Annotated in this window: 20 protein-coding genes; 15 read left to right on the top strand and 5 right to left on the bottom strand. The window is 36.5% G+C overall.

What is annotated here, in order from left to right; translation table 11 throughout:
* From M030_RS0110450 to M030_RS0110400, 10 genes are all read left to right on the top strand, one after another.
* Positions 1-1,168, top strand: a 1,168-nt coding sequence (locus M030_RS0110450; protein WP_027373456.1) for an RHS repeat-associated core domain-containing protein, incomplete at its 5' end; no start/stop codon positions are given.
* A gap of 5 nt (positions 1,169-1,173) precedes the next feature.
* Positions 1,174-1,632, top strand: a complete 459-nt coding sequence (locus M030_RS0110445) for a hypothetical protein (RefSeq protein WP_027373455.1) — start codon at positions 1,174-1,176, stop codon at positions 1,630-1,632.
* 206 nt (positions 1,633-1,838) lie between these two features.
* Positions 1,839-1,979 (top strand): bacteriocin-like protein, encoded by a 141-nt coding sequence (locus M030_RS26075; protein WP_123861400.1) that lies wholly within the window; start codon positions 1,839-1,841, stop codon positions 1,977-1,979.
* Between the two features lie 616 nt (positions 1,980-2,595).
* Entirely contained in the window at positions 2,596-4,023 is a 1,428-nt protein-coding gene (gene purB, locus M030_RS0110430) for an adenylosuccinate lyase (RefSeq protein WP_027373454.1), read from the top strand.
* 48 nt (positions 4,024-4,071) lie between these two features.
* Positions 4,072-5,037 carry a WG repeat-containing protein gene (locus M030_RS0110425; RefSeq protein ID WP_034722418.1) on the top strand — a complete coding sequence of 322 codons (966 nt, stop codon included), beginning with the start codon at positions 4,072-4,074 and terminating at the stop codon, positions 5,035-5,037.
* Positions 5,038-5,264: 227 nt separating this feature from the next.
* Positions 5,265-8,960 carry a phosphoribosylformylglycinamidine synthase gene (locus tag M030_RS0110420; RefSeq protein ID WP_027373452.1) on the top strand — a complete coding sequence of 1,232 codons (3,696 nt, stop codon included), beginning with the start codon at positions 5,265-5,267 and terminating at the stop codon, positions 8,958-8,960.
* Between the two features lie 13 nt (positions 8,961-8,973).
* Entirely contained in the window at positions 8,974-9,354 is a 381-nt protein-coding gene (locus tag M030_RS0110415) for a ribonuclease inhibitor (protein WP_034722443.1), read from the top strand.
* Between the two features lie 260 nt (positions 9,355-9,614).
* Entirely contained in the window at positions 9,615-10,244 is a 630-nt protein-coding gene (locus tag M030_RS0110410) for an SGNH/GDSL hydrolase family protein (RefSeq protein ID WP_081806323.1), read from the top strand.
* A complete protein-coding gene (locus M030_RS0110405; protein WP_027373449.1) occupies positions 10,244-10,576 on the top strand; it encodes a gamma-glutamylcyclotransferase family protein in 333 nt (110 codons plus the stop codon). The genes M030_RS0110410 and M030_RS0110405 overlap by 1 nt, the downstream gene beginning before the upstream one ends.
* Before the next feature lie 272 nt (positions 10,577-10,848).
* Positions 10,849-11,307 (top strand): GyrI-like domain-containing protein, encoded by a 459-nt coding sequence (locus tag M030_RS0110400; protein ID WP_027373448.1) that lies wholly within the window; start codon positions 10,849-10,851, stop codon positions 11,305-11,307.
* Between the two features lie 139 nt (positions 11,308-11,446).
* Here the strand turns inward: M030_RS0110400 and M030_RS0110395 are convergent, their stop codons facing one another.
* Positions 11,447-11,803 (bottom strand): diacylglycerol kinase family protein, encoded by a 357-nt coding sequence (locus M030_RS0110395; RefSeq protein WP_027373447.1) that lies wholly within the window; start codon positions 11,801-11,803, stop codon positions 11,447-11,449.
* 471 nt (positions 11,804-12,274) lie between these two features.
* On the opposite strand from M030_RS0110395, the gene dnaN reads away from it, so the two are divergent.
* The 5 genes from dnaN (at position 12,275) to M030_RS0110360 (ending at position 18,456) form a co-directional block, all read left to right on the top strand.
* Complete coding sequence (dnaN, locus tag M030_RS0110385; protein WP_027373446.1) at positions 12,275-13,405, top strand: DNA polymerase III subunit beta; 1,131 nt, start codon at positions 12,275-12,277, stop codon at positions 13,403-13,405.
* A 198-nt stretch (positions 13,406-13,603) separates the two neighbouring features.
* Positions 13,604-14,434, top strand: coding sequence for an AraC family transcriptional regulator (locus M030_RS0110380; RefSeq protein WP_027373445.1), 831 nt, complete (start codon positions 13,604-13,606; stop codon positions 14,432-14,434).
* A 63-nt stretch (positions 14,435-14,497) separates the two neighbouring features.
* Positions 14,498-15,121, top strand: a complete 624-nt coding sequence (locus tag M030_RS0110375; RefSeq protein WP_027373444.1) for a DUF417 family protein — start codon at positions 14,498-14,500, stop codon at positions 15,119-15,121.
* Between the two features lie 271 nt (positions 15,122-15,392).
* Positions 15,393-17,795 carry a phenylalanine--tRNA ligase subunit beta gene (gene pheT, locus M030_RS0110365; protein ID WP_027373443.1) on the top strand — a complete coding sequence of 801 codons (2,403 nt, stop codon included), beginning with the start codon at positions 15,393-15,395 and terminating at the stop codon, positions 17,793-17,795.
* Positions 17,796-18,045: 250 nt separating this feature from the next.
* A complete protein-coding gene (locus M030_RS0110360; RefSeq protein WP_027373442.1) occupies positions 18,046-18,456 on the top strand; it encodes an META domain-containing protein in 411 nt (136 codons plus the stop codon).
* 52 nt (positions 18,457-18,508) lie between these two features.
* Here the strand turns inward: M030_RS0110360 and M030_RS0110355 are convergent, their stop codons facing one another.
* From M030_RS0110355 to M030_RS0110340, 4 genes are read right to left on the bottom strand one after another with little or no spacing between them, the layout of a single operon-like run.
* Positions 18,509-18,748: a hypothetical protein gene (locus tag M030_RS0110355; RefSeq protein ID WP_002977986.1), complete on the bottom strand. Its 240-nt coding sequence runs from the start codon at positions 18,746-18,748 to the stop codon at positions 18,509-18,511.
* Between the two features lie 51 nt (positions 18,749-18,799).
* On the bottom strand, positions 18,800-19,690 hold the full coding sequence (locus tag M030_RS0110350) for a 3-hydroxybutyryl-CoA dehydrogenase (protein ID WP_027373441.1): 891 nt from the start codon (positions 19,688-19,690) through the stop codon (positions 18,800-18,802).
* A 10-nt stretch (positions 19,691-19,700) separates the two neighbouring features.
* Positions 19,701-20,111: a hypothetical protein gene (locus tag M030_RS0110345; RefSeq protein WP_027373440.1), complete on the bottom strand. Its 411-nt coding sequence runs from the start codon at positions 20,109-20,111 to the stop codon at positions 19,701-19,703.
* A gap of 58 nt (positions 20,112-20,169) precedes the next feature.
* Positions 20,170-21,048, bottom strand: a complete 879-nt coding sequence (locus tag M030_RS0110340) for an extended-spectrum class A beta-lactamase CIA-4 (protein WP_027373439.1) — start codon at positions 21,046-21,048, stop codon at positions 20,170-20,172.
* Positions 21,049-21,062: the final 14 nt, after the last annotated feature.

Here is a 21,062-nt window from a genome sequence, read left to right as displayed (position 1 = left end):
TGCTAAAATCTTTAGGACTAAGGGATTGATCTTTTTCCCAACCGCAGAAGGATTTTATGATTACACTAAAGATCAGTATATTTATCAGTACAAAGATCATTTAGGAAACGTGCGGATAAGTTTTACAAGAAACAGTGCTGGAGCTTTGGAGATTACCGATGCCAATGATTATTATCCATTCGGGATGAACCACCTGAAGACGGGTAATTCATTCTATGGCGAGGCGAGTTATAAGAATTACAAATACAATGGCAAGGAATTGCAAAACAGTGGAATGTATGACTATGGCGCAAGATTCTATATGCCTGATATCGGAAGATGGGGTGTGACAGATCCACTAGCTGAACAGTATCGCAGGCATTCTGTATACAATTATGCTGTCAATAACCCGATAAGGTTTATTGATCCTGATGGAAGAGGAGTCAATGATTGGGTAAGAAGGACAGGCCATAGCAATTGGGAATATAGAAGTGATATTAATTCAGAGCAGGAAGCTAAAGATGCTGGATTTGTGTCTTACGCAAATGGAAGAGGAGATGATAATAGTAGCTATACAACAACCCTGGCAAGAAACGGAGTGGATACCGGAGTAGAACAGAAGGTCGTTTTAGGAGAAGACGGAAATTATACGGTTGATGGAAAAGCTTTTAAAGATGCTGACCACTATACAGATATGAAACCTGTTGACCAATTTGGTACATTTATGGCAGCCTTTGTAGCATTTCCTTTATTATTGGAAGGTTCACCATATCTTGTTTCAGGGGGATCAGCCAAGACGTTGCTTGGGAAAGCTGTTTTAAGTGGGGCAACTCAATATGTAGGGACAGGAGACGTTAATTTAATGAGTGTTGTTGGAGATACTTTTGGAGCCTATGGTACAGGAGAAATTCTGGGAGGGGTTAGTGAACTTTCATGGTCCAAACTCAGAAAAGGTCAGCCGGCATTCAGAACAGTCTTCAATGGTGGTGGAATGGCACCTGAAGAAGCTGCTTCTAATATTGGATTTGCTTTTATAAGCAAAGGATTAGGGAAAGTAAATGGAGCAACAGCTACCGGAGCGAAAGGTCTCGATAAAACGGTAGTTGGAGTAAACAATTTCCTTATTGGGACAACAATGTACGGACTTGCGGGAGCAAATGCATCAGAAATTCAGAAAAAACAAAAGTAATTGACATGATCATTTTTTTGAAAAAATATTATATTTATATTATTGTCATTATAATAGGAGCTATCATTTTCTATGATCATTTATTCTTGCAAAAGTTTAAAAACTCATATAAACAAGACGGCTTGTATACGACCGGAACAATACAGAAAGTTAAAGGATATGGCAGAGGAACAGGATTTAAGTTTATTTATACCTTTGATTTAAATGGTAAAAGCTATGAATCGAATTGTGATATAGGAAACTTATCATATTCAGTTGCTGAAAAGAAAGTCAATAAAAAGTATTTAGTGATTTACTTGAATAGTGATGTTCATAATAACAGATTATATGCTAACGTTCCTGTTACAGACAGTACTTTAAAAACTAATGATGAATTGAAAAAATGGATTGAAAAAAATCCCCCGATTAAACAAAAACTGGATTCAATTCCTGGTGCAGGTTTCTTTTGGGAGAATTATTTTTGAAAAAAGCATATACTAAGGGAGAGGCTGTCTTATAGACAGTCTCTTTTCATTTTTTGAAATATAATTTGAAAAAAATAAATTACTTAATAAATGATATTAAATGATTGATTTATATTTCGTTATGTGAAAAATCTGTATCTTAGATCTACTAATCAAAGCAGAATCCGAAAAGCATACAAAGTAGGAACAACCAAAAAAATAGAACTATGAAAAATCTAAGAAAATTATCAAAAAAAGAATTGAAAACAGTTGTGGGAGGCATCCCAATGTGTTTGCCGGGGTACTTCTGGTGTTCATTTATGAAAAAATGTATTCCGGTAGGATCACAATGTGGACTTATTGATTAACATACATCTAAATAATAGATTTATCCAATACAAAAAGGCTGTTTCAGAAGTGAGATAGCCTTTCGTATGCAAGGTCGATTCATACCTGAAATTCAATATACAAGACTACAGATGCACATTCATAATGTTTAGAATAGTACAATAGAAGTATTAGCAATAAAATATTTATTCGTTATTTTGTACTCCCTTACCTATACAATATTTGTGCGATCCGGAATAAATCGTACACTAGCTGTTTTAATCATCATTCTTAACCTGATTATATTCTCTCTGAATATCTATGTCATAAAAAAAGGATCTTCCCCTTTGAAGAAGAAATGAATTTATCTGTTCTGTTAATGGTTCCGAATATTTTTTTGATTCCTGCAATCATCACATTTTTTAAAAATATGAGTGATAAACTTATTATTTTGATGTTAAATATACTTGGACGTAGTATTGCTATACCAGGAACAGTGGTGGCTTTTGCCATGCTGTCTATTCAATGTTAAGCTATAAAGGAGAAACTGATCTCAGTAGAAAAGATAAATACTTAAGGTTCAAAAATCATAAAAACAGCATTTTCATCTCTCACTGAAAAACCGTATTTTTGTACATCTAAAAAGTAAAAGAACGAATGAATTCCTACAAAAATCCATTGGAAGAGCGCTACTCCAGTGAAGAAATGTTATTTAACTTCTCACATAATAACAAATTCCAGAATTGGAGAAAACTTTGGATAGCTCTTGCTGAAATCGAAAAAGACCTTGGACTTGAAATTACAGACGAGCAGATCGCTGAGTTAAAAGCTAATGCTGAAAATATCGATTATGAGAAAGCAGCAGAGTATGAAAAGAAATTCCGTCATGATGTAATGGCTCACGTTCACACGTACGGTGATGTGGCGCCTTCAGCAAAAGGAATTATCCACTTAGGAGCAACTTCAGCTTTTGTAGGAGACAATACAGACTTAATCCAGATCCGTGACGGACTCTTAATCTTGAAGAAGAAGTTAGTGAACGTTATGAAAGGTCTTTCTGACTTTGCTATTCAGTACAAAGATCTTCCGACCTTAGGATTTACACACTTCCAGCCGGCTCAGTTGACAACAGTTGGAAAAAGAGCAACTCTTTGGTTACAAAGTTTGGTTCTTGATATTGAAGAATTGGACTTCTTCCTGGAAACCCTTCGTTTCAGAGGAGTAAAAGGAACAACAGGAACTGCTGCAAGTTTCCTTGAGCTTTTCAATGGCGATTATTCGAAAGTAAAACATCTGGATAAAGAACTTTCAAAAAGATTCGGTTTCGAAAAAGTTTTTGGAGTTTCAGGACAGACGTACGACAGAAAAATTGATGCTAAAGTTGTTGCCTTATTAGGAAATATCGCTCAGTCTGCCCATAAATTCACCAACGATTTACGTTTGCTTCAAAATCTTAAAGAAATTGAAGAACCATTCGAGAAAAACCAGATTGGCTCTTCTGCCATGGCTTACAAACGTAATCCAATGAGAAGTGAAAGAATCGGGGCATTGGCAAAATATGTAATGTCATTGACGACGAGTTCTGCAATGGTAGCTTCCACACAATGGTTCGAAAGAACACTGGATGATTCTGCCAATAAGAGATTAACAATTCCTCAGGCGTTTTTAGCTGTTGATGCTATTCTGTTGATCTGGAATAATATCATGAACGGAATCGTAGTTTATCCGAACAGAATCAACAAGCACATTATGGAAGAGCTTCCTTTCATGGCAACGGAATACATCATTATGGAAGAAGTGAAGGCCGGTGGTGACCGTCAGGAAATCCATGAGGTGATCAGGGTTCATTCTATGGAAGCTTCCAAAAAAGTGAAAGTAGAAGGTAAGGAAAATGATCTTATTGAGAGAATCTTAAATGACGATTCCTTAAAATTAGACAAATCAAAATTAAAAGAAGTTTTAGATCCTAAGAACTTTATCGGGTTTGCACCGATTCAGACGGAAGAATTCATTAAAAATGAAGTACAGCCGATTCTGGATCAGAATAAAGACTTAATAGGATTGGAAGCTGATCTTAAAGTATAAACATGGTGCAGCCCTTTTGGGCTGCATATTTTTTTCCAACCTATTACTATGAAAAAACTACTATTAACCATTTCATTGATCCCCATTATTTCTTTTGCCCAGCAAAAAGAAGGATTGCATTATTTTAAAAACAAAGACTCTCTGGTTGGAGTAAAAGATAAATCAGGTAAAATTATCATTCCTGCACAGTTTAAAATCTTCGGTTACCTTAAAGATGGTGATCCTGTAGAAGAAGAAACCATTTTTTTTGACGGAACTAAAGAAGGGGAAAAACTTCAGAAAAATAGCTGGGGATACGTATATGACAGAAAAGGAAACTTTCTGTATACCCCATTCTTATATGATAATGGCCCGGATTATTTCTCCGAAGGACTGAGAAGATTTGTTAAAAAAGGTAAAATAGGCTTTGCTGACCGGAATGGGAAAACAGTCATTGCCCCTGAACATGATTTTGCGAGCTCTTTCAATTATGGTTATGCCGTATTTTGTGACGGATGTGATTGGGAAAAAACAGATGATGAACATAAAGCAATGGTAGGAGGAACATGGGGAGTGATGAATACAAAAGGACAAAAAGTTCAGCCCCTTGCTGATCCAAAGGAAAACGATGTGAAGATTGACGGGAAATATTATCCTGATCCTTTTCAATATAACGAAAAAGAAAAAAATATCCTCCAGTTTTTTGAACAACACAATAAAACAATTTCAGGAATTTATTATGTAAATGTATATAGCAAAATGTCTGAAAAGGATAAAAAACTTCTTTTTGAAATTGTAGAAAGACCAAAAGAAAACTTTCCCTATTACCAGATCAATACATATAATTATGAAAAAAGTAATCTGGGATCCTTTGATGATTTAAAGTTCTTTGTATCAGAGGACGGAAAAAATGTTTATATTCTAAATTATGACCGTAAAATGATTCCTTTTGAAAGCTGGCTGAAGGAAGAAATAATGCAAACAGAGCAATATCAAAAAGAACATCCCGATAATCCCAATAAATTTATTCAGTAATTAGGATAATATTGGTAATTGGTGCACGTAAAATTGAGAAAGATAACACATATTCTTTTAAATTTGTACACTGTAAGAATCGTTGGATGATAAATGCTGAAAACGCTTCCAGCGCAGATGAGGCAAAAGATATTTATTAAGTTGGTCTCTCTCTGAAGAGAAAGGCTCACACTTAAACCAAGTAAAAAAGAGAAATAAATCTAATATTAAATAAAATCTGACATCTAATGTCTAAAAACAAAAGAATTTTCGTAGAAAAAAGAGGAATTTTCGATGTTGAAAGTCCAAAAATTTTTGATGAAGTAAAAGCGGTTGTTCCGGGAATTCAAAGGGTAAAAGTCTACAATGTGTACGACATTTTCAATTTGAATGACGGAGAATTTGAAAAAGTGGTGAACAATACTTTTGTAGACCCTGTTACCGACATTCTGCACGCAGAAAATCCTGCAAAAAACATCCACTTTGCAATGGAGTTTTTACCTGGTCAGTACGATCAGAGAGCAGATTCTGCACAGCAATGTATTGCCCTGTTAACAGAAAATGAAAAATCAAAAGTAAGAAGTGGTAAATTGATCGAATTTGAGGGAGTTTCCGAAGCTGACCTGGTGAAAATCAAAGACCTTCTGATCAATAAAGTAGAATCTCAGGAAAAAGACCTTTCCATCCTGGATATTCCTGCCGATGAAATCCCTTCAAAAGTAATCGTTCACGAAAACTTTATCAATTTTAATGATGCTGAACTTGAAAATTTCTTTAATACCCATGGTTTTGCACTAGGACTGGATGATTTAAAGTTCATTCAGGAATATTTCAAAACAGAACAAAGAAACCCTACGGAAACTGAATTGAAAGTTTTAGACACATATTGGAGTGACCACTGCCGCCACACGACGTTTGAAACAGGATTGTCAGATATCCAGTTTGAAGGTCAGTTCAAACATACATTGGAAACTATTTTCAATGATTATATCGAAAAAAGAAAATTCTTAGGCCGCGAGCTGAAGCCGATCTCTTTAATGGACCTGGCAACAGTATGCGGTAAATATTTCCATAAAACAGGAAACCTGGATAATCTGGTGATTTCCGATGAGATCAATGCATGTACTATCCGGATTGAAGCGGAATATGATGGTAAAAAAGAACCATGGTATTTATTATTCAAAAATGAAACGCACAACCACCCGACAGAAATTGAACCTTTCGGAGGTGCATCCACTTGTCTCGGTGGAGCCATCAGAGACCCTTTGTCCGGAAGATCTTTTGTGTTCCAGGCGATGAGATTAACGGGTGCTGCTGATGTTTTAGAATCAGTAGACAAAACATTACCGGGAAAATTGCCGCAAAAAACCATTACAAAACAGGCTGCTAACGGATATTCATCTTATGGTAACCAGATTGGTCTCGCAACAACAATGGTATCTGAGATTTATGACGAAGGGTATAAAGCCAAAAGAATGGAAGTTGGTTTCGTTACCGGGGCTGTTCCTGTAGATTGGGTAAGACGTGAAAAACCTGAAAACGGCGATTCTATCATTATTTTAGGTGGAGCAACCGGTCGTGACGGAGTAGGAGGAGCAAGCGGAAGTTCAAAAGAACAGGATGAAACCTCTATTCATACGATGAGTTCAGAAGTTCAGAAGGGAAATGCTGTTGAAGAACGTAAAATCCAGAGATTGTTCAGAAACCCTGAAGTAACGAAGCTGATCAAAAAATCAAACGACTTCGGAGCAGGAGGAGTTTCTGTGGCCATCGGTGAAATTGCAGACTCTCTTGAAGTAAACCTTGACGTACTGCCTTTAAAATACGAAGGATTAAACGGAACCGAACTCGCTATTTCAGAATCTCAGGAAAGAATGGCTGTGGTGGTAGATCCTGAAGATAAAGAAAAGTTCATCAAATTCTGTGAAGCGGAAAACATTGTTGCTGTTGAAGTAGCAAAAGTAACAGATTCAGGAAGAATGCAGATGTTCTGGAAAGGAGACAAGATCGTTGACCTTTCAAGGGCATTCCTTGATACCAACGGATGTTCAAAATCTCAGGAGGTAAAAATCAATCACCTCGAAGAAGTAAAAGAAGAAACCAAAGCATTCACGGAAGAAAACTTCCTGAATATTTTAAAAGATAAAAACGTAGCCTCGCAGAAAGGATTACTGGAGATGTTCGACTCTTCCGTAGGAGGAACGACAGTGGCAATGCCTCTGGGTGGAAAATATCAGCAGACCCTTATGGAAGGAAGTGTTCAGACATTACCGATCTTTGGAGCTAAAGATATTAAAACCGTTTCTTTGGCAAGCTGGGGATTTGATGCCGGAATTTCAAAGCAAAACTCACTGTTGGGGGCTTCATATGCCGTAGTGGAAAGTGTTGCGAAGATTGTGGCTATGGGAGGTGATTACAAAAATATCAGGCTAAGCTTCCAGGAATATTTCGAAAAACTAGGACAGGCTCCGGAAAAATGGGGTAAACCTCTTGCTTCTTTATTAGGTGCTTATGATGCTCAGATCAACCTTGGACTGGCAGCTATCGGAGGAAAAGATTCCATGAGTGGAACCTATCAGGATCTTAATGTACCGCCAACATTGATCTCTTTTGCTTGTGCCAACGGTGAAAAAGAAAATATTATCTCTCCGGAATTTAAAAATGCGGGAAATAAATTGTATTTCTTCAATCATAGGGCACAGGAAAACGGACTTCCAAACTATAACGCTTTAAAAGAAGTCTTCGAATTGATTTTTGAAAACATTAAAGCAGGAAAAATTGTTTCTGTAAAAACAGTTAAAGAAGGTGGAGTAGCAGTGGCTGTGGCAAAAATGAGCTTCGGAAACAGATTAGGAGCAGAAATAAATGCTGATGAAAAGACTTTGTTAGCTAAAAATATCGGAAGCTTAATCATCGAATCCCAAGAAGAGCTCAGCAACACATCTCTACAGTTAATCGGGGAAGTAAAAGATTCAGGAGTTTTAAAGATTAACAATCTGGAAACCCGTATCACGGAGCTCTTAGCTGCATACACCAATACATTTGAAAACCTTTTCCCAACAGTAGAAAAAGAAAAGATCACGGTTGAAATTGATGAGAAATCAAACTCTGTCAACCCAAGAAATATTATCATTAAAAAACACGGAATTGCACAACCGAAAGTATTTGCTCCGGTTTTCCCTGGAACCAACTGTGAGTACGATACATTAAATGCATTCCAGAAAGAGGGAGCTGTGGTAAGCAGCCTGCCTTTAATCAATATCAATCATCAATTGCTTGATGAGAGCATTGATGCATGGGTGGAAGAGATCAGAACCTCTCAGATTCTTGCATTCTCAGGAGGTTTCTCTGCCGGTGACGAGCCGGATGGTTCTGCAAAATTCATCGTAAATGTTTTGAAAAACGAGAAAATGAAAAATGCCGTTCATGAGTTACTGGACAGGGACGGAATGATTATCGGAATCTGTAACGGTTTCCAGGCGCTGGTGAAGTCAGGATTGCTACCATACGGAAGAATCAAAGATCTGGATGAAAACTCTCCTACATTGGCTCACAATGCTATCAGAAGACATATTTCTCAGATGGTAAACGTACAAGTAGTCAATGACGAAAGTCCATGGTTAACAGGAATGAAGGGTCAGGTTTTCACCATCCCGATTTCTCATGGCGAAGGCCGTTTCATGGCTTCAGAAGAAGAAATCAAGAAACTGTATGAAAACGGACAGATTGCTACCCAGTACATAGACCTTGATGGAAACATTGCCCACGGAATGCCTTTCAATCCTAATAATTCATTGTTCGGAATCGAAGGAGTTACCAGCCCGTGTGGAAAGATCTACGGAAGAATGGGACACCCTGAACGTTTTGCTGAAGGTCTCATGAAAAATATACCAACCGCGAATTATCACAATATATTCAAAAACGGTGTTGAATACTTCAAATAAAAATACAAGAAAAATGATCGTCATCCATGGCGGTCATTTTTCATCTTTAGGAGGTTTCTACGAAGAAGTCTCCAAAGTCCTGATGAAAGATACAGACTGGAATGTGGGTACACTCGATGGCTTTGATGATATTCTGTACGGCGGTTTCGGAGTATTTGAAAACCATGAAGAAATTGAAATCCTCTGGAAAGAATCAGAAAAGTCAAAACAGGAGCTCGGCTTTAGCGCTACCCGGGAATTCTACGAAAATAAAATCAAACAGGGAAAGCCTTTCAACATAAAACTGATTCAGCAGAAACTTGATGATTTGATTTCCGGAAAAGGACCAACTTTGTTTGATATTCTGGTTGAGATCATAGAATCACACACTAATATTAATTTGACGTTGAGCTGATAAGCAGTAAGTAACAGTTTCAAATAAGTTCCATTAAAACAAAGACCTCTTTCAACATTTTTTCAAAGTTTTCCATTCATGTGATCAAATCAACTTGTTGATTCATCTTCGCTTCCTAAAAAATATTCATAAGGCAAACCATCTTTGCGTTAAAAAAACACTCACAAATTAAATAGATTTGAAAGAATTTACCTTACTTTTAATCATATTTTAAAAGCTTTAAAACAGAAGTAAAAACCAAAAAGAAAAGAATTAGCAAAATGAAGAAAATAGTATATGGACTGTTCTTTGGAGACAGTATTACTTACGGAGAATATGATGGCGTGTTTGGAGGCTGGGTAGACATCCTGAAAAGATATGCCCTTCAAAAATTTCACGAAGGAAATGGAGACGAATTAATACTTTTCAACCTTGGAATCGGTGGTGAAAGCACCGAAGGATTGATGAAGCGCTTACCTCATGAATTGAATGCCCGTAATTCCGCTGACGGAAATCTTATTTTTCTCGCTTACGGCGCTAATGATCTTGCCGTAAAAGAAGGATCGTACATTGTCTCTCCTGAAGATTTTAAAAAGAATATGGAAGCTGCTATTCAGCAATCAAAAGAATTTTCAAAAGATATTTATCTGGTAAGCATTCTTCCGGTGTCTCAGAAAATAGATGGAGTAGTAGTAAGCTCGGGAAAATTCAGAACCAATGACGAAGTTCTTGCTTATAACCGGATTCTCAAAGAACTTGCTTCAGACCATTCTCTTGGATATATTGATTTTCACAGCGCTTTTTTTGAAGATAAAGAAATTTTACTTTCTGCCGACGGAGTACATCCTAACGAAAAAGGGTATGGAATGATGGCAGAAATCGCAATACCTGTCATTGAAAAATATTTGTAATGCCTTATTTATTCTCTTACGGAACCCTGCAGAAAGAGCAGGTGCAGCTTGAAACTTTCGGACGGATTTTACAAGGTGAAAAAGACACGCTTTTAGGCTATCAACTCGATATGATTGAAATTACGGATCCTGAAGTCCTTCGGAAAAGCGGGCAAAAATACCATCCGGTACTGCAGTTTTCAGGAAGTAGCGAAGATCAGGTGGAAGGAATACTTTTCGAAGTGACAGAAGATGAAATCCTGCAGGCAGATGAATACGAAGTGGATGATTATAAAAGAATCGAAACCTTATTTACATCAGGGAAAAACGGTTTTATTTATGTAGGAAAATAAGATCGCTCGATATAATTTAGCAGACAGAATCTTTATATCAATAGAAACGGGCTTTAGGCCGTTTAACATTAAATACCCATCCATTGGCTTTAGCCAAAACATAAAAACGCCACGTGTTCCCGAAATCTATACAATCTGTGTTTGGGTAAATATCTTTTGTGACCGACCGTTTTCATGCATCTGTCATTATTTATTATTGATCATGAAATCTCTCCTGACAAACAGCTGTCACAAGCTGTATTTATCTTTGTCCTGCAACAATACTAAAAGAAATGAATAACGTAAAAATGGAACCTTTTAAGGTCATTGGAATCTCAGTAAGAACTACAAATGAAAATAATCAGGCCGCAAAAGATATTCCTGTATTGTGGGAAAAGTTGATGAATGAGGATATTCTGAATCGTATTCCCAATAAAACTGATAATACGATATATTCCATCTACACGGATTATGAAAAAGATCATACAAAACCTTATACAACCATTCTCGGATGTAAGGTAGAAAACCTCGATCATATCCCTGAAGGAATGGTAGGGAAATCTTTTGATGGCGGAGATTATATAAAGTTTACCACAAAGGGAGACCTAGCAAAAGATCTGGTGATCAACGAATGGTTAAAAATCTGGGAAATGGATATGGATAGAGCATTTACAGCTGATTTTGAAGTTTATGGAGAAAAAGCACAAAATCCATCAGATGCAGAAGTAGATATTTTCATTGCCGTGAAATAAGCTTTTCGTACAAACGTAGCCCTCACAGATTTTTTTTAAATTGAAGGTGTGAAATTCCCCTTCCCTTGGAGGGGGAAACCATAGAATTTTAGATCGGGTGAATGGTTTTAAAACTGCCCCCGACCTATGTTGTTGTTATTCAATTAAAAATGTATTTCCAGTACACAAGAATTCCCACAATAATGGAAGCAGTAGCCATAAGTACCACTCCGGCGGCTGCAATATCCTTAATAAAACCGATTCTTTTATCAAAATCAGGCTGTATGAAATCACAGATCTTTTCAATGGATGTATTAAAAATTTCCGCACTTAAAACGGCAAAAGAAACAAAAAGGATCAGAGCGGCATCAATACCGGAAAGTTGTAAATAAAAAATTAAAAACAGATTTACCAAAAAAGCCAGAAGCTCAATTTGAAAATTTCTCTCCGTCTTCAGCATAAAAAAAACTCCCCGGAAAGCATTCAGAAAACTTTTATGAAGAGGAGGTTTTTGCATTTTTTTATTTTTAACAAAGATAGGTTTTGTATTTTGATTGTAAGATAGTATTCCCTAAATTTCAGATGATCACTGAATGTACGGAGACATTTTCTGATTTTTTAGATAAAGGAAAGCCTGGAAAGAATAAACAAAAAGATTTGACCATGCACGGAACACTAGTAAAGATTGAAAAATAATTTTGTGGTATTTTATCTGCTGGATGAAAACAAAAATTTTTAAAAAAATAATCGGGTTATCATAGAATCAAACATCGATCTTACCAGTGAATACAACGCATTATTAAACAAAAAAGTGACGATAAATTATTATAATGCCGATATTTTTCGTGTAAAATTAAAAGACTACAGAACTTTAAACGTAATATCAAGTCTTAAAACAGATTAATGATGTTTGTTAAAAACTCCTAGAGATTATTTTTTTCTTTGTTATATCAATTTATTATATTTGTAGAAACTTATTTTTAAATCTATGAAATTTATTATTTCAAGTGGTGAACTGCAGAAGGCTTTGCAAACTGTAAGTGGCGTAATATCAAGCTCTCAATCGAGACCGATTTTAGAAAACTATCTTTTTGAACTAGACGGAAATAATGTTACCATTACAGCATCTGACGGCGAGACGACTCTTGTAACTTCTCTGGAAGTAAAGTCTGATGACTCAGGTAAATTTGCTGTTCCTGCTAAAATTTTTCAAGATTTTATCAAGACATATGGCGAACAACCCCTTACGTTTGTTGTAAAAGACAATGCGGAAGGAACTGGAAGTCAGCTTGAGATTTTAGATGAAAAAGACAATTTCGCAGTGGCATTAGATAATGCTGATGACTATCCCGAGTTACCTGAATTTGATGCTTCCCAAAGCGTTGTAATGCCGGCAGGAGTATTGTCAGAAGCTCTTACAAACACACTTTTTGCTACAAGTAACGACTCTCTTCGCCCAGTGATGACCGGTGTTTTGTTCCAGTTTGGAGAAAATGAAACCAATTTCGTTTCTACAGACTCTCACAGATTAGTAGTTTACAAGAGGGCAGACCTGATGAATGCTGAACCTATGGAATTCATCATGCCTAAAAAACCTTTGAATATTTTCAAAAATATCCTGGCAAGCTCAAATGAAGAAGTGAAAATCGACTTCAATGAAAACATGGCTAAGTTTACTTTTGATAAACATATCTGGATCTGTAGACTGATTGATGGTAAATATCCAAACTATACAGCGGTAATTCCAAAAGAAAATCCAAATGTATTGACGATCAACAGAAACCTTTTGTTGGGAGCCATCAAAAGAGCATCGATCATGTCTAATAAATCGACCAACCAGGTAAGATTTAAGCTTTCCGGAAATATTCTTCACCTTCATGCAGAAGATACTGAATATGCAAACAAAGCAGATATGCAGATTCCTTGTGACTATAACGGAGAAGATATCAATATCGGATTCAGCTCAAAATTCTTAACTGAAATGTTGACAATCTTAGGATCTGATGATATTACAATGAAAATGTCTCAGCCCAACAGACCGGGGATCATCGAGCCTCTTGACGGTCTTGAAGAAAACGAAAATATCTTAATGCTTTCAATGCCGGTTATCGGATTGTAAGATGAAAAATAAATAAAAAAGAGCTGGAGCAATCCGGCTTTTTTCGTTTTCGGAAAATATTGAATCACTAATAAAAAAGTAAGTTTTAAGGGAAGCCTCATCAGACATAAAATTTAACCTAATAAAGAGCTTTAGCTGTACTCTTAACATTTACTTATCTTCTAAACAATCCTTAATGTTTAAAAAATATCATTCATTATGGAAGCAAAAATACAATCCTATCACCCCTCAGACTTTCCGTCAGAATTGACTAGTGAAAATTATACTGTAGTTGTTTGGAAAGGTTCAGGTGTTTTTTCTGTGGATGATATCAATTATGCCTACAAAGGATGCCATATTTTATTTATTTCACCCTATCAAAAGCTAAAGTTTCTGGCGCAGTCAGGTGAGCATATTTCTGTTCTTTTGTTTCATGGTGATTACTACTGTATAGAATATCACAAAGAAGAAGTAGCCTGTAATGGGCTTCTTTTTAACAATATTTACTTAGATCCCGCCATTGAACTTGCCGAAGAGAACTACCGGTATATTCTCGCACTTTTTAACCATATCAGAAAGGAAGAATCCGAAAAACATCAGTTCTCCGAATCAATTATCAAAACCTATATACAGCTCATTTTGGCGATCTGCAGCAAACAAAAAAGCGGCTTTGAATCCAGTGCGTCCGGTCATGAGAAGATCCCGAACAAAAAAGCAACAGAATTTCAGAAATTACTTGAGATGTATTATAAAAAGGAAAAAGAATTGTCATTCTACAGTGACCGGTTAAATATTACCAACAATACCTTAAGTAAGATTGTTAAAAAAGAATTTGCCAAAACACCTACTCAGCTCATCAACGAAAGAATAATTTTGGAATCTAAAAAATTACTGCATTTAACCTATCGGTCTGTGAAAGAAATAGCTTCGGAACTGGGATTCGAAGATGAGTTTTATTTCAGCAGATACTTTAAAAAATCGGTAAGTTGCTCCCCGAAAAATTACAGAGAAAAGGTTGGGATTTCCGTGGTGGCGAAAATGTCCATGTAATGTCCTTAAATATCTATGTCGCTGCCTGAGGCATGTGAATACCTTTGTACAAAAGTAAAACATATGCAAAACACTAAATTATTCAGCAGTCTTCAGCAATTGGATGTCTATGCACTCAATTTTCTCAGAATTTCAATCTTTATTGTGATGGCCTGGATTGGCGGTCTTAAGGCTTTTCAGTACGAAGCCGACGGAATTGTTCCTTTTGTTGCCAACAGTCCTTTGATGAGCTTTTTCTATAAAAATGCCGGACATAAAGTGCTTAACGAAGATCAGAAGCCCGTTTCCGAATATACACTGTACAAAAACCCTGAGGGAAAAGTGGTACAGAAAAATATTGACTGGCACAAAGAAAACGGGACTTACGGTTTCGCATATGGCCTTGGTCTTATGATTATAACCATCGGAATTCTGGTGGTATTGGGAATATGGTTTCCCAAAACGGGAGCTGTTGGGGGAGCGTTGACGTTCCTCATGTCATTGGTTACGCTATCATTTCTCATAACAACTCCGGAAGTTTATGTTCCTGATCTTGGTGGGGATTTTCCTTCTCCGCAACATGGTTTCCCTTATTTGTCAGGCGCGGGCCGCCTTGTACTGAAAGATATTATCATGATGGCCGGAGGTTTGGTGCTGTTTTCGGATAGTTTGAAAAAGGTTGTCAATCCTTATAAACAAGGACTTTGAAGAAAGATAGATTTTTCATCTATGATCCTGAAAATCTTCAGACTAAAATAAGGACCGGCAGCTGGGCTGTAAAACATATCTGTAAAAGTGAAATTAACGAAAATTTATTATCTTAAAGTTGTCTTCAAATTTCTGTATTTCTCAAAAAAACACGACATTTGTACGCTTAAAACCGTTCGGTTATCATCGAACAAAATTCAAATAAATTTTTGAAAATATTTCGGATGAAAACAAGCATTTCATCCGGCTTTAGAAAAAATAAAATTATCAGATGAAAATATCAAACAACTGGCTGAAGGACTTTGTGAAAACGGAATTGAAAACTGAAAGAATCGGTGAGTTTCTTACAGATATAGGTCTTGAAGTTGAAGGGATAGATAAATTTGAAAGTGTAAAAGGCAGTCTGGAAGGAATTGTTGTAGGTAAAGTGTTAACCTGTGACAAACATCCGAATGCTGATAAACTAAAGAAAACTACAGTAGACGTAGGAAACGGAAAGGTATTGAATATCGTTTGCGGAGCTCCTAACGTAGAAGCAGGACAGACAGTTCCTGTAGCTGTTGTCGGAACTAAAATCTATGATAAAACCGGAAACTTTTTTGAAATCAAAGAAGCGAAGATCAGAGGCGAAGTTTCTCAGGGTATGATTTGTGCAGAAGATGAGCTTGGCCTGAGCGAAGATCACGGTGGAATCATGGTGTTGGACGAAACAAAATACGAAGTAGGGAAGAATTTTGCAGATTATTTTGAACTGGCTAATGATGAAGTTTTTGAAATCGGTTTAACACCGAACAGGACGGATGCAATGTCTCACTATGGTGTTGCCAGAGATCTGCATGCTTATCTTTCTACCAATCAGTTGAAATCACAGTTCAATAAAATAGCTTCTGAAGCTTTAAATAACGAAGGTTCACACGATTTTACCCTGGAAGTTGAAGATGCAGAATTGGCTCCGAGATATATCGGTGCTGTGATAGAGAATATAAAGGTTGCAGAATCTCCTACCTGGTTAAAAGACAGGCTGAAAGCTATCGGATTAAGCCCTATCAATAATGTTGTAGATATTACCAACTATATCCTTCACGGATACGGACAGCCGCTTCACGCATTTGATGCAGATAAAATTGCTGGCAAAAAAGTAAAAGTTGGCGTGGTAAAACCGGGAACAAAGTTCACAACTTTGGATGGTGTTGAAAGAACATTGAATGGTTCTGAAATCATGATCAAAGACGGGAAAGATACTCCGATGTGTATTGCAGGAGTGTTTGGTGGTGAAACTTCTGGAGTATCTGATGCTACCAAAACAATCTTCCTTGAAAGTGCATATTTTAACCCGATTGCAGTAAGAAAAGGGGCAAAAGCCCACAGTTTAAATACTGATGCTTCTTTCAGATTTGAGAGAGGAGTAGATCCAAATATTACAAGAACGGCGATCACTCATGCCATCAAGTTAATTCAGGAAATTGCTGAAGGTAAACTGGTAGGTGATCTACTGGAAGAATATCCTAAGAAAATAGAAGACAGCTATGTGATCCTGAGATTCTCAAAGATCGAACAGATTTTAGGAACCAAAATTCACAGAGAAAAAGTAAAAGAAATATTAAAAGCTTTGGAAATTCAGGTTTTGAATGAAATTCCAAACGGCTTTGAAATCTCTGTACCTGCTTACAGGGCAGATGTAACAAGAGAAATCGATGTTATTGAAGAGATTTTAAGAATCTATGGATACAATAAAATTGATGCTCCACAGAAGATTTCCTTCACTCCTGTAAAGATTAACGCAAACGATCAGGATGAACTGGAAAACAACTGGGCAAGAACCTTACAAAGCTTGGGTTTCAATGAAGTGATGAACAACTCATTGACTTCAGTGAAAGATGAAACTGATGCCGTAAAGCTGTTGAATCCTTTAAGTAATGATTTGGCATTCATGAGAAAGTCTTTATTGGAAGGACTTCTTCAGAATACAGTATATAATATCAACAGAAAGAACCAGGATATCAAGTTCTTTGAATTCGGAAAAATCTATCATAAGAAAGAGAAATACGAAGAAAGAAAACAATTGGCCCTTCTTGTTTCCGGAAGAGATGTAGCAGAAAACTGGTTACAGCCTAAATCTGCTGTGAGTTTCTACAACCTTAAAGCCTATGTAAAAGTATTGCTGGAAAGGCTGGCAATTGATTATAAAGAAGTAGCCTTATCTGACGGAAGATTCTCTGATGCTTTAGTGTATGAAGCAGAAGGAAAAGCTTTAGTGAGAATCGGAAAAGTAGCCCCGGTATTGTTGAAAGATTTCGATATAAATCAGGAATGTTACTATGCTGAAATTGAGCTTGAATTGGCACAGGAACTGCGTGCTAAAAATGAATTGAAGTTTAAAGATATTCCGAAATTCAATAAAATCAGAAGAGACCTTGCTTTACTGATTGATAAAACAGTGAATTACGAGGATCTATACCAAACAGCGAAAAAGAACAAATCTCCATTCATTAAGAGCATCAATCTGTTCGATGTATATGAAGGGAAAAATCTTCCTGAAGGTAAAAAATCTTACGCGATGAGCTTTGAATTATTAAACGAAGAGAAAACCCTTGAAGAAAAGGAAATCTCAGAAGTGATGGATTCTCTGATCAAATCTTTCCAGAAGGAATTCAATGCAGAATTGAGATCTTAATTGTATAAGAGTAAAAAAATATGTAAAACGGACTTTTTGTAAGTCCGTTTTTTTTGCCTTTAAAACGGCTCGTTTACACTTCTTCGCGTCATTGCGTTTCCCGGCTTTCCGATAGCACAATACAATCTGGCACATATCCTGTCATCAGAAAAATTTTCAAAATACAGGATGTTAAAGAATAATAAAATTCACTGCAACCTGTTTAAATAATATTATTTCCGTAAATTTGGATGAATTCAAAAAGAAAAAAATGAAAAATCTTTTTTTAAGTATATGTGCAGCAGCAGTATTGGCATCTTGTGGATCTATGACAAGCCCTTCTGCGTCTAAAGTAGGAAAAGCCCAGCCTGCGCTTGTTAATACAAAATGGACATTGGCTGACAATGTAAAAGGTAAAATCCCAACATTGAATATTGAAGGAGAAAAGATAACAGGTAATGCCGGTTGTAACAACTATTTCGGAACTGCTAAAATAGATCCGTCTACAGGAGGGTTCTCTGCAGGGCAGATGGGTTCTACAAAAATGATGTGTAACAATATCGGAGTAGAGCAGAACTTTATGGATATGATGGGAAAGGCAAATAAATATGTAATTTCCGGAAATACCCTAGAGTTGTACAAAGACAATCTTCTACTATTGAAATTTACAAAATCTGAATAAAAAATAAAAGGAACTCATTGGAGTTCCTTTTTTATGTTTTAGACTGTTGTGATTAATCTTCCTCTTCTTCGTCATACTTAGCCAGCTCTTCGTCGCACCATTTGAATGCTGCTTCTACCACTTTCGTAGCTTCGTCTGCCATAGTTTCTTCATCATCACCTTCAAGATCATCTAACCACTCAACTTCTTCTTCCTCAACGTTTAAGATAAATCTTGGATACTCAGTGTGTACTACGAATAAATCTTCTGGAAATTCCGAATTATCTGCTAATAAAAACTTTGGTAATTTCATTTTTTTAATGTTTTAACTTGCTCAAAGATAAATAAAATTATTGACTTAAAATCAGTTCAAAAACATTTTTGAAACTTTTTCAGCTTTTTTACTTTCTGAATAATCATAGAATCCTTCCCCTGATTTTACTCCCAGTTTTCCTGCTGTCACCATGTTTACAAGCAATGGGTTCGGAGCGTATTTAGGATTTTTGAAGCCGTCGTACATCACGTTCAAGATCGCAAGACATACATCAAGACCAATGAAATCAGCCAATTGAAGTGGTCCCATCGGATGAGCCATTCCCAATTTCATTACCGTGTCGATCTCTTCTACACCGGCAACACCATTGTAAAGTGTTTCGATAGATTCGTTGATCATAGGCATTAATATTCTGTTGGCAACGAAACCAGGATAGTCATTTACTTCTACAGGTACCTTTCCTAAGGTTTTACTCATTTCGTAAATGGCGTTGAAAGTTTCTTTAGAAGTAGAATATCCTTTGATGATTTCTACCAGTTTCATGATAGGAACCGGATTCATAAAGTGCATTCCGATTACTTTATCTGCTCTTTTTGTGGCAGCAGCAATTTTAGTGATAGAGATGGAAGAAGTATTGGTAGCAAGGATGCAGCCTGCAGGAGCCAGTTCATCCATCTGTCCGAAGATTTTCAGCTTCAGATCCAGGTTTTCAGTAGCAGCTTCTACAATAAGATCTGCTGATCCTGCGGCATCATTCAATGCTGTAAACGTGGTAATATTTCCTAATGTTTCTGCTTTTTGCTCTTCAGTAAGGTTTCCCTTTGCAATTATTCTGTCAAGGTTGGTCGTAATGGTTTTTAAGCCTCTGTCTAAAGCTTCCTGAGATACATCTACCAGATTTACTTTAAAACCGCTTTGTGCGAACGTATGTGCTATACCATTCCCCATGGTTCCCGCTCCGATAACTACAATGTTTTTGATCATTTTTCCTTTATTTTTTATAGATAGTTAGATTTCTTGTATTCACAAGGTCCTGTTGTTGCACAGTAGTGGCAGAATCAAAAAAAACAGTTCCTTCACTTTTCTGTTTTCTGCTGTTATTCTGGTTCGATACCGCAGCCATAAGCCCTCGTGTAAGACGTCTTTTCTGATTGTCGGTAAGAGAATCGGTGCCTACATACAATTTGAACTCACCTTCTCTTCCCATACCGCTTTGCTGCAGGATTTCAAGACTTTTCAGATGATTTTTTTTCTTAAATTCTTTCAGATAGCTGATGACCGGCTTTTCCGATGGCGGTCCACAGCATGAACTTCCATAAGAGATCATTAAATAATTTTGATTCTTTTGTGAATAAAAGAATGTGAAAGAAAATAAAGCTACTGCTATTATGACTTTTTTCATGTAAGTTGGTTTAATTGAGAATTCTCTCAATTTTCGTGCTAAAATTAAGCTTAATATTTTATTTATTAAAATTATCCCAAACGATCTTTGAAATATCAGAAACCATCCTTGTATTTACCTTTTCTGTTTCCGTTGAATTGCTTACAAATACAGCGATTGCATAATGCTTTCCGTTGGGAAGGGTAATAATCCCCATATCATTTTCTGCAACAGTAAGTATATTGTCCGGCTTTCCGGAAGAACCCGTTTTATGAGCAACAGGCGTACCTTTGGGTAACTGTTCAACGATTTTATTGGTTCCTGTTGTAGTTCCCAACATAATCTGCATCAGGAAATCCGTCGATTTTTTTGTAAGAAGCTTACCATCATAGAATTTTTTCAATAGTGAGACAGTCGCATTGGTGCTGCTTTCGTTCCCATATTGGTTTTTCCAGTCCCTGTGCATGTCGTCCTCATTATATTTGATCTGAAGATCTTTTGCTCCTTTAGAATCCATGAAGTGCTGAACAACCTGAGGACCGCCTATCAATCTTAAAAGAAAATCACAGGTATTGTTATCACTTTGAGCAACTGTGTACGTGATAATTTCTCCTAAAGAAAGTTCAATATTTCCTTCCGGAAATTTTTCGCGTAGCGGAGACCATGTATTTTCCAATAGATCTGATTTTTTTATTAAAAACTTCTGATCTGTTGAAAATTTACCTTTATCTGCCATATCCAATACAGCACAGGCCAGGTGAAATTTAAAAACGCTGAGTAACGGCAGCTTCTCATCTCCGTTTTTACTGTACTTGAAAGCATTCTCAAAACCCAAAACAGAAACTCCTACCGTCGCTTTTTTATCTTTTATAACAGCACTGATTTTTTCGTCAAGTACGGATTTCTGTGCAGTAGCAAAGGCAGAAACCATCAGTATAAGAAATGTTATTTTTTTCATAGAGATAAGGTTAA

The organism is Chryseobacterium sp. UNC8MFCol (assembly GCF_000482305.1).
In the GTDB taxonomy this organism is placed as follows: Bacteria; Bacteroidota; Bacteroidia; order Flavobacteriales; family Weeksellaceae; genus Chryseobacterium; species Chryseobacterium indologenes.
The sequence above is the reverse complement of the archived record's forward strand: the minus strand, read 5'-3'. Positions and strand labels throughout refer to the sequence as shown.

What these genes read in the sequence shown, in the direction of transcription:
- M030_RS0110360 (WP_027373442.1), top strand. Translation starts at nt 18,046, where the DNA reads ATGAAAAATCTTTTTTTAAGTATATGTGCAGCAGCAGTATTGGCATCT.
- dnaN (WP_027373446.1), top strand. Translation starts at nt 12,275, where the DNA reads ATGAAATTTATTATTTCAAGTGGTGAACTGCAGAAGGCTTTGCAAACT.
- M030_RS0110380 (WP_027373445.1), top strand. Translation starts at nt 13,604, where the DNA reads ATGGAAGCAAAAATACAATCCTATCACCCCTCAGACTTTCCGTCAGAA.
- M030_RS0110345 (WP_027373440.1), bottom strand. Translation starts at nt 20,111, where the DNA reads ATGAAAAAAGTCATAATAGCAGTAGCTTTATTTTCTTTCACATTCTTT.
- M030_RS0110400 (WP_027373448.1), top strand. Translation starts at nt 10,849, where the DNA reads ATGAATAACGTAAAAATGGAACCTTTTAAGGTCATTGGAATCTCAGTA.
- M030_RS0110355 (WP_002977986.1), bottom strand. Translation starts at nt 18,748, where the DNA reads ATGAAATTACCAAAGTTTTTATTAGCAGATAATTCGGAATTTCCAGAA.
- purB (WP_027373454.1), top strand. Translation starts at nt 2,596, where the DNA reads ATGAATTCCTACAAAAATCCATTGGAAGAGCGCTACTCCAGTGAAGAA.
- M030_RS0110410 (WP_081806323.1), top strand. Translation starts at nt 9,615, where the DNA reads ATGAAGAAAATAGTATATGGACTGTTCTTTGGAGACAGTATTACTTAC.
- pheT (WP_027373443.1), top strand. Translation starts at nt 15,393, where the DNA reads ATGAAAATATCAAACAACTGGCTGAAGGACTTTGTGAAAACGGAATTG.
- M030_RS0110445 (WP_027373455.1), top strand. Translation starts at nt 1,174, where the DNA reads ATGATCATTTTTTTGAAAAAATATTATATTTATATTATTGTCATTATA.
- M030_RS0110395 (WP_027373447.1), bottom strand. Translation starts at nt 11,803, where the DNA reads ATGCAAAAACCTCCTCTTCATAAAAGTTTTCTGAATGCTTTCCGGGGA.
- M030_RS0110420 (WP_027373452.1), top strand. Translation starts at nt 5,265, where the DNA reads ATGTCTAAAAACAAAAGAATTTTCGTAGAAAAAAGAGGAATTTTCGAT.
- M030_RS0110340 (WP_027373439.1), bottom strand. Translation starts at nt 21,048, where the DNA reads ATGAAAAAAATAACATTTCTTATACTGATGGTTTCTGCCTTTGCTACT.
- M030_RS0110425 (WP_034722418.1), top strand. Translation starts at nt 4,072, where the DNA reads ATGAAAAAACTACTATTAACCATTTCATTGATCCCCATTATTTCTTTT.
- M030_RS0110375 (WP_027373444.1), top strand. Translation starts at nt 14,498, where the DNA reads ATGCAAAACACTAAATTATTCAGCAGTCTTCAGCAATTGGATGTCTAT.
- M030_RS26075 (WP_123861400.1), top strand. Translation starts at nt 1,839, where the DNA reads ATGAAAAATCTAAGAAAATTATCAAAAAAAGAATTGAAAACAGTTGTG.
- M030_RS0110405 (WP_027373449.1), top strand. Translation starts at nt 10,244, where the DNA reads ATGCCTTATTTATTCTCTTACGGAACCCTGCAGAAAGAGCAGGTGCAG.
- M030_RS0110415 (WP_034722443.1), top strand. Translation starts at nt 8,974, where the DNA reads ATGATCGTCATCCATGGCGGTCATTTTTCATCTTTAGGAGGTTTCTAC.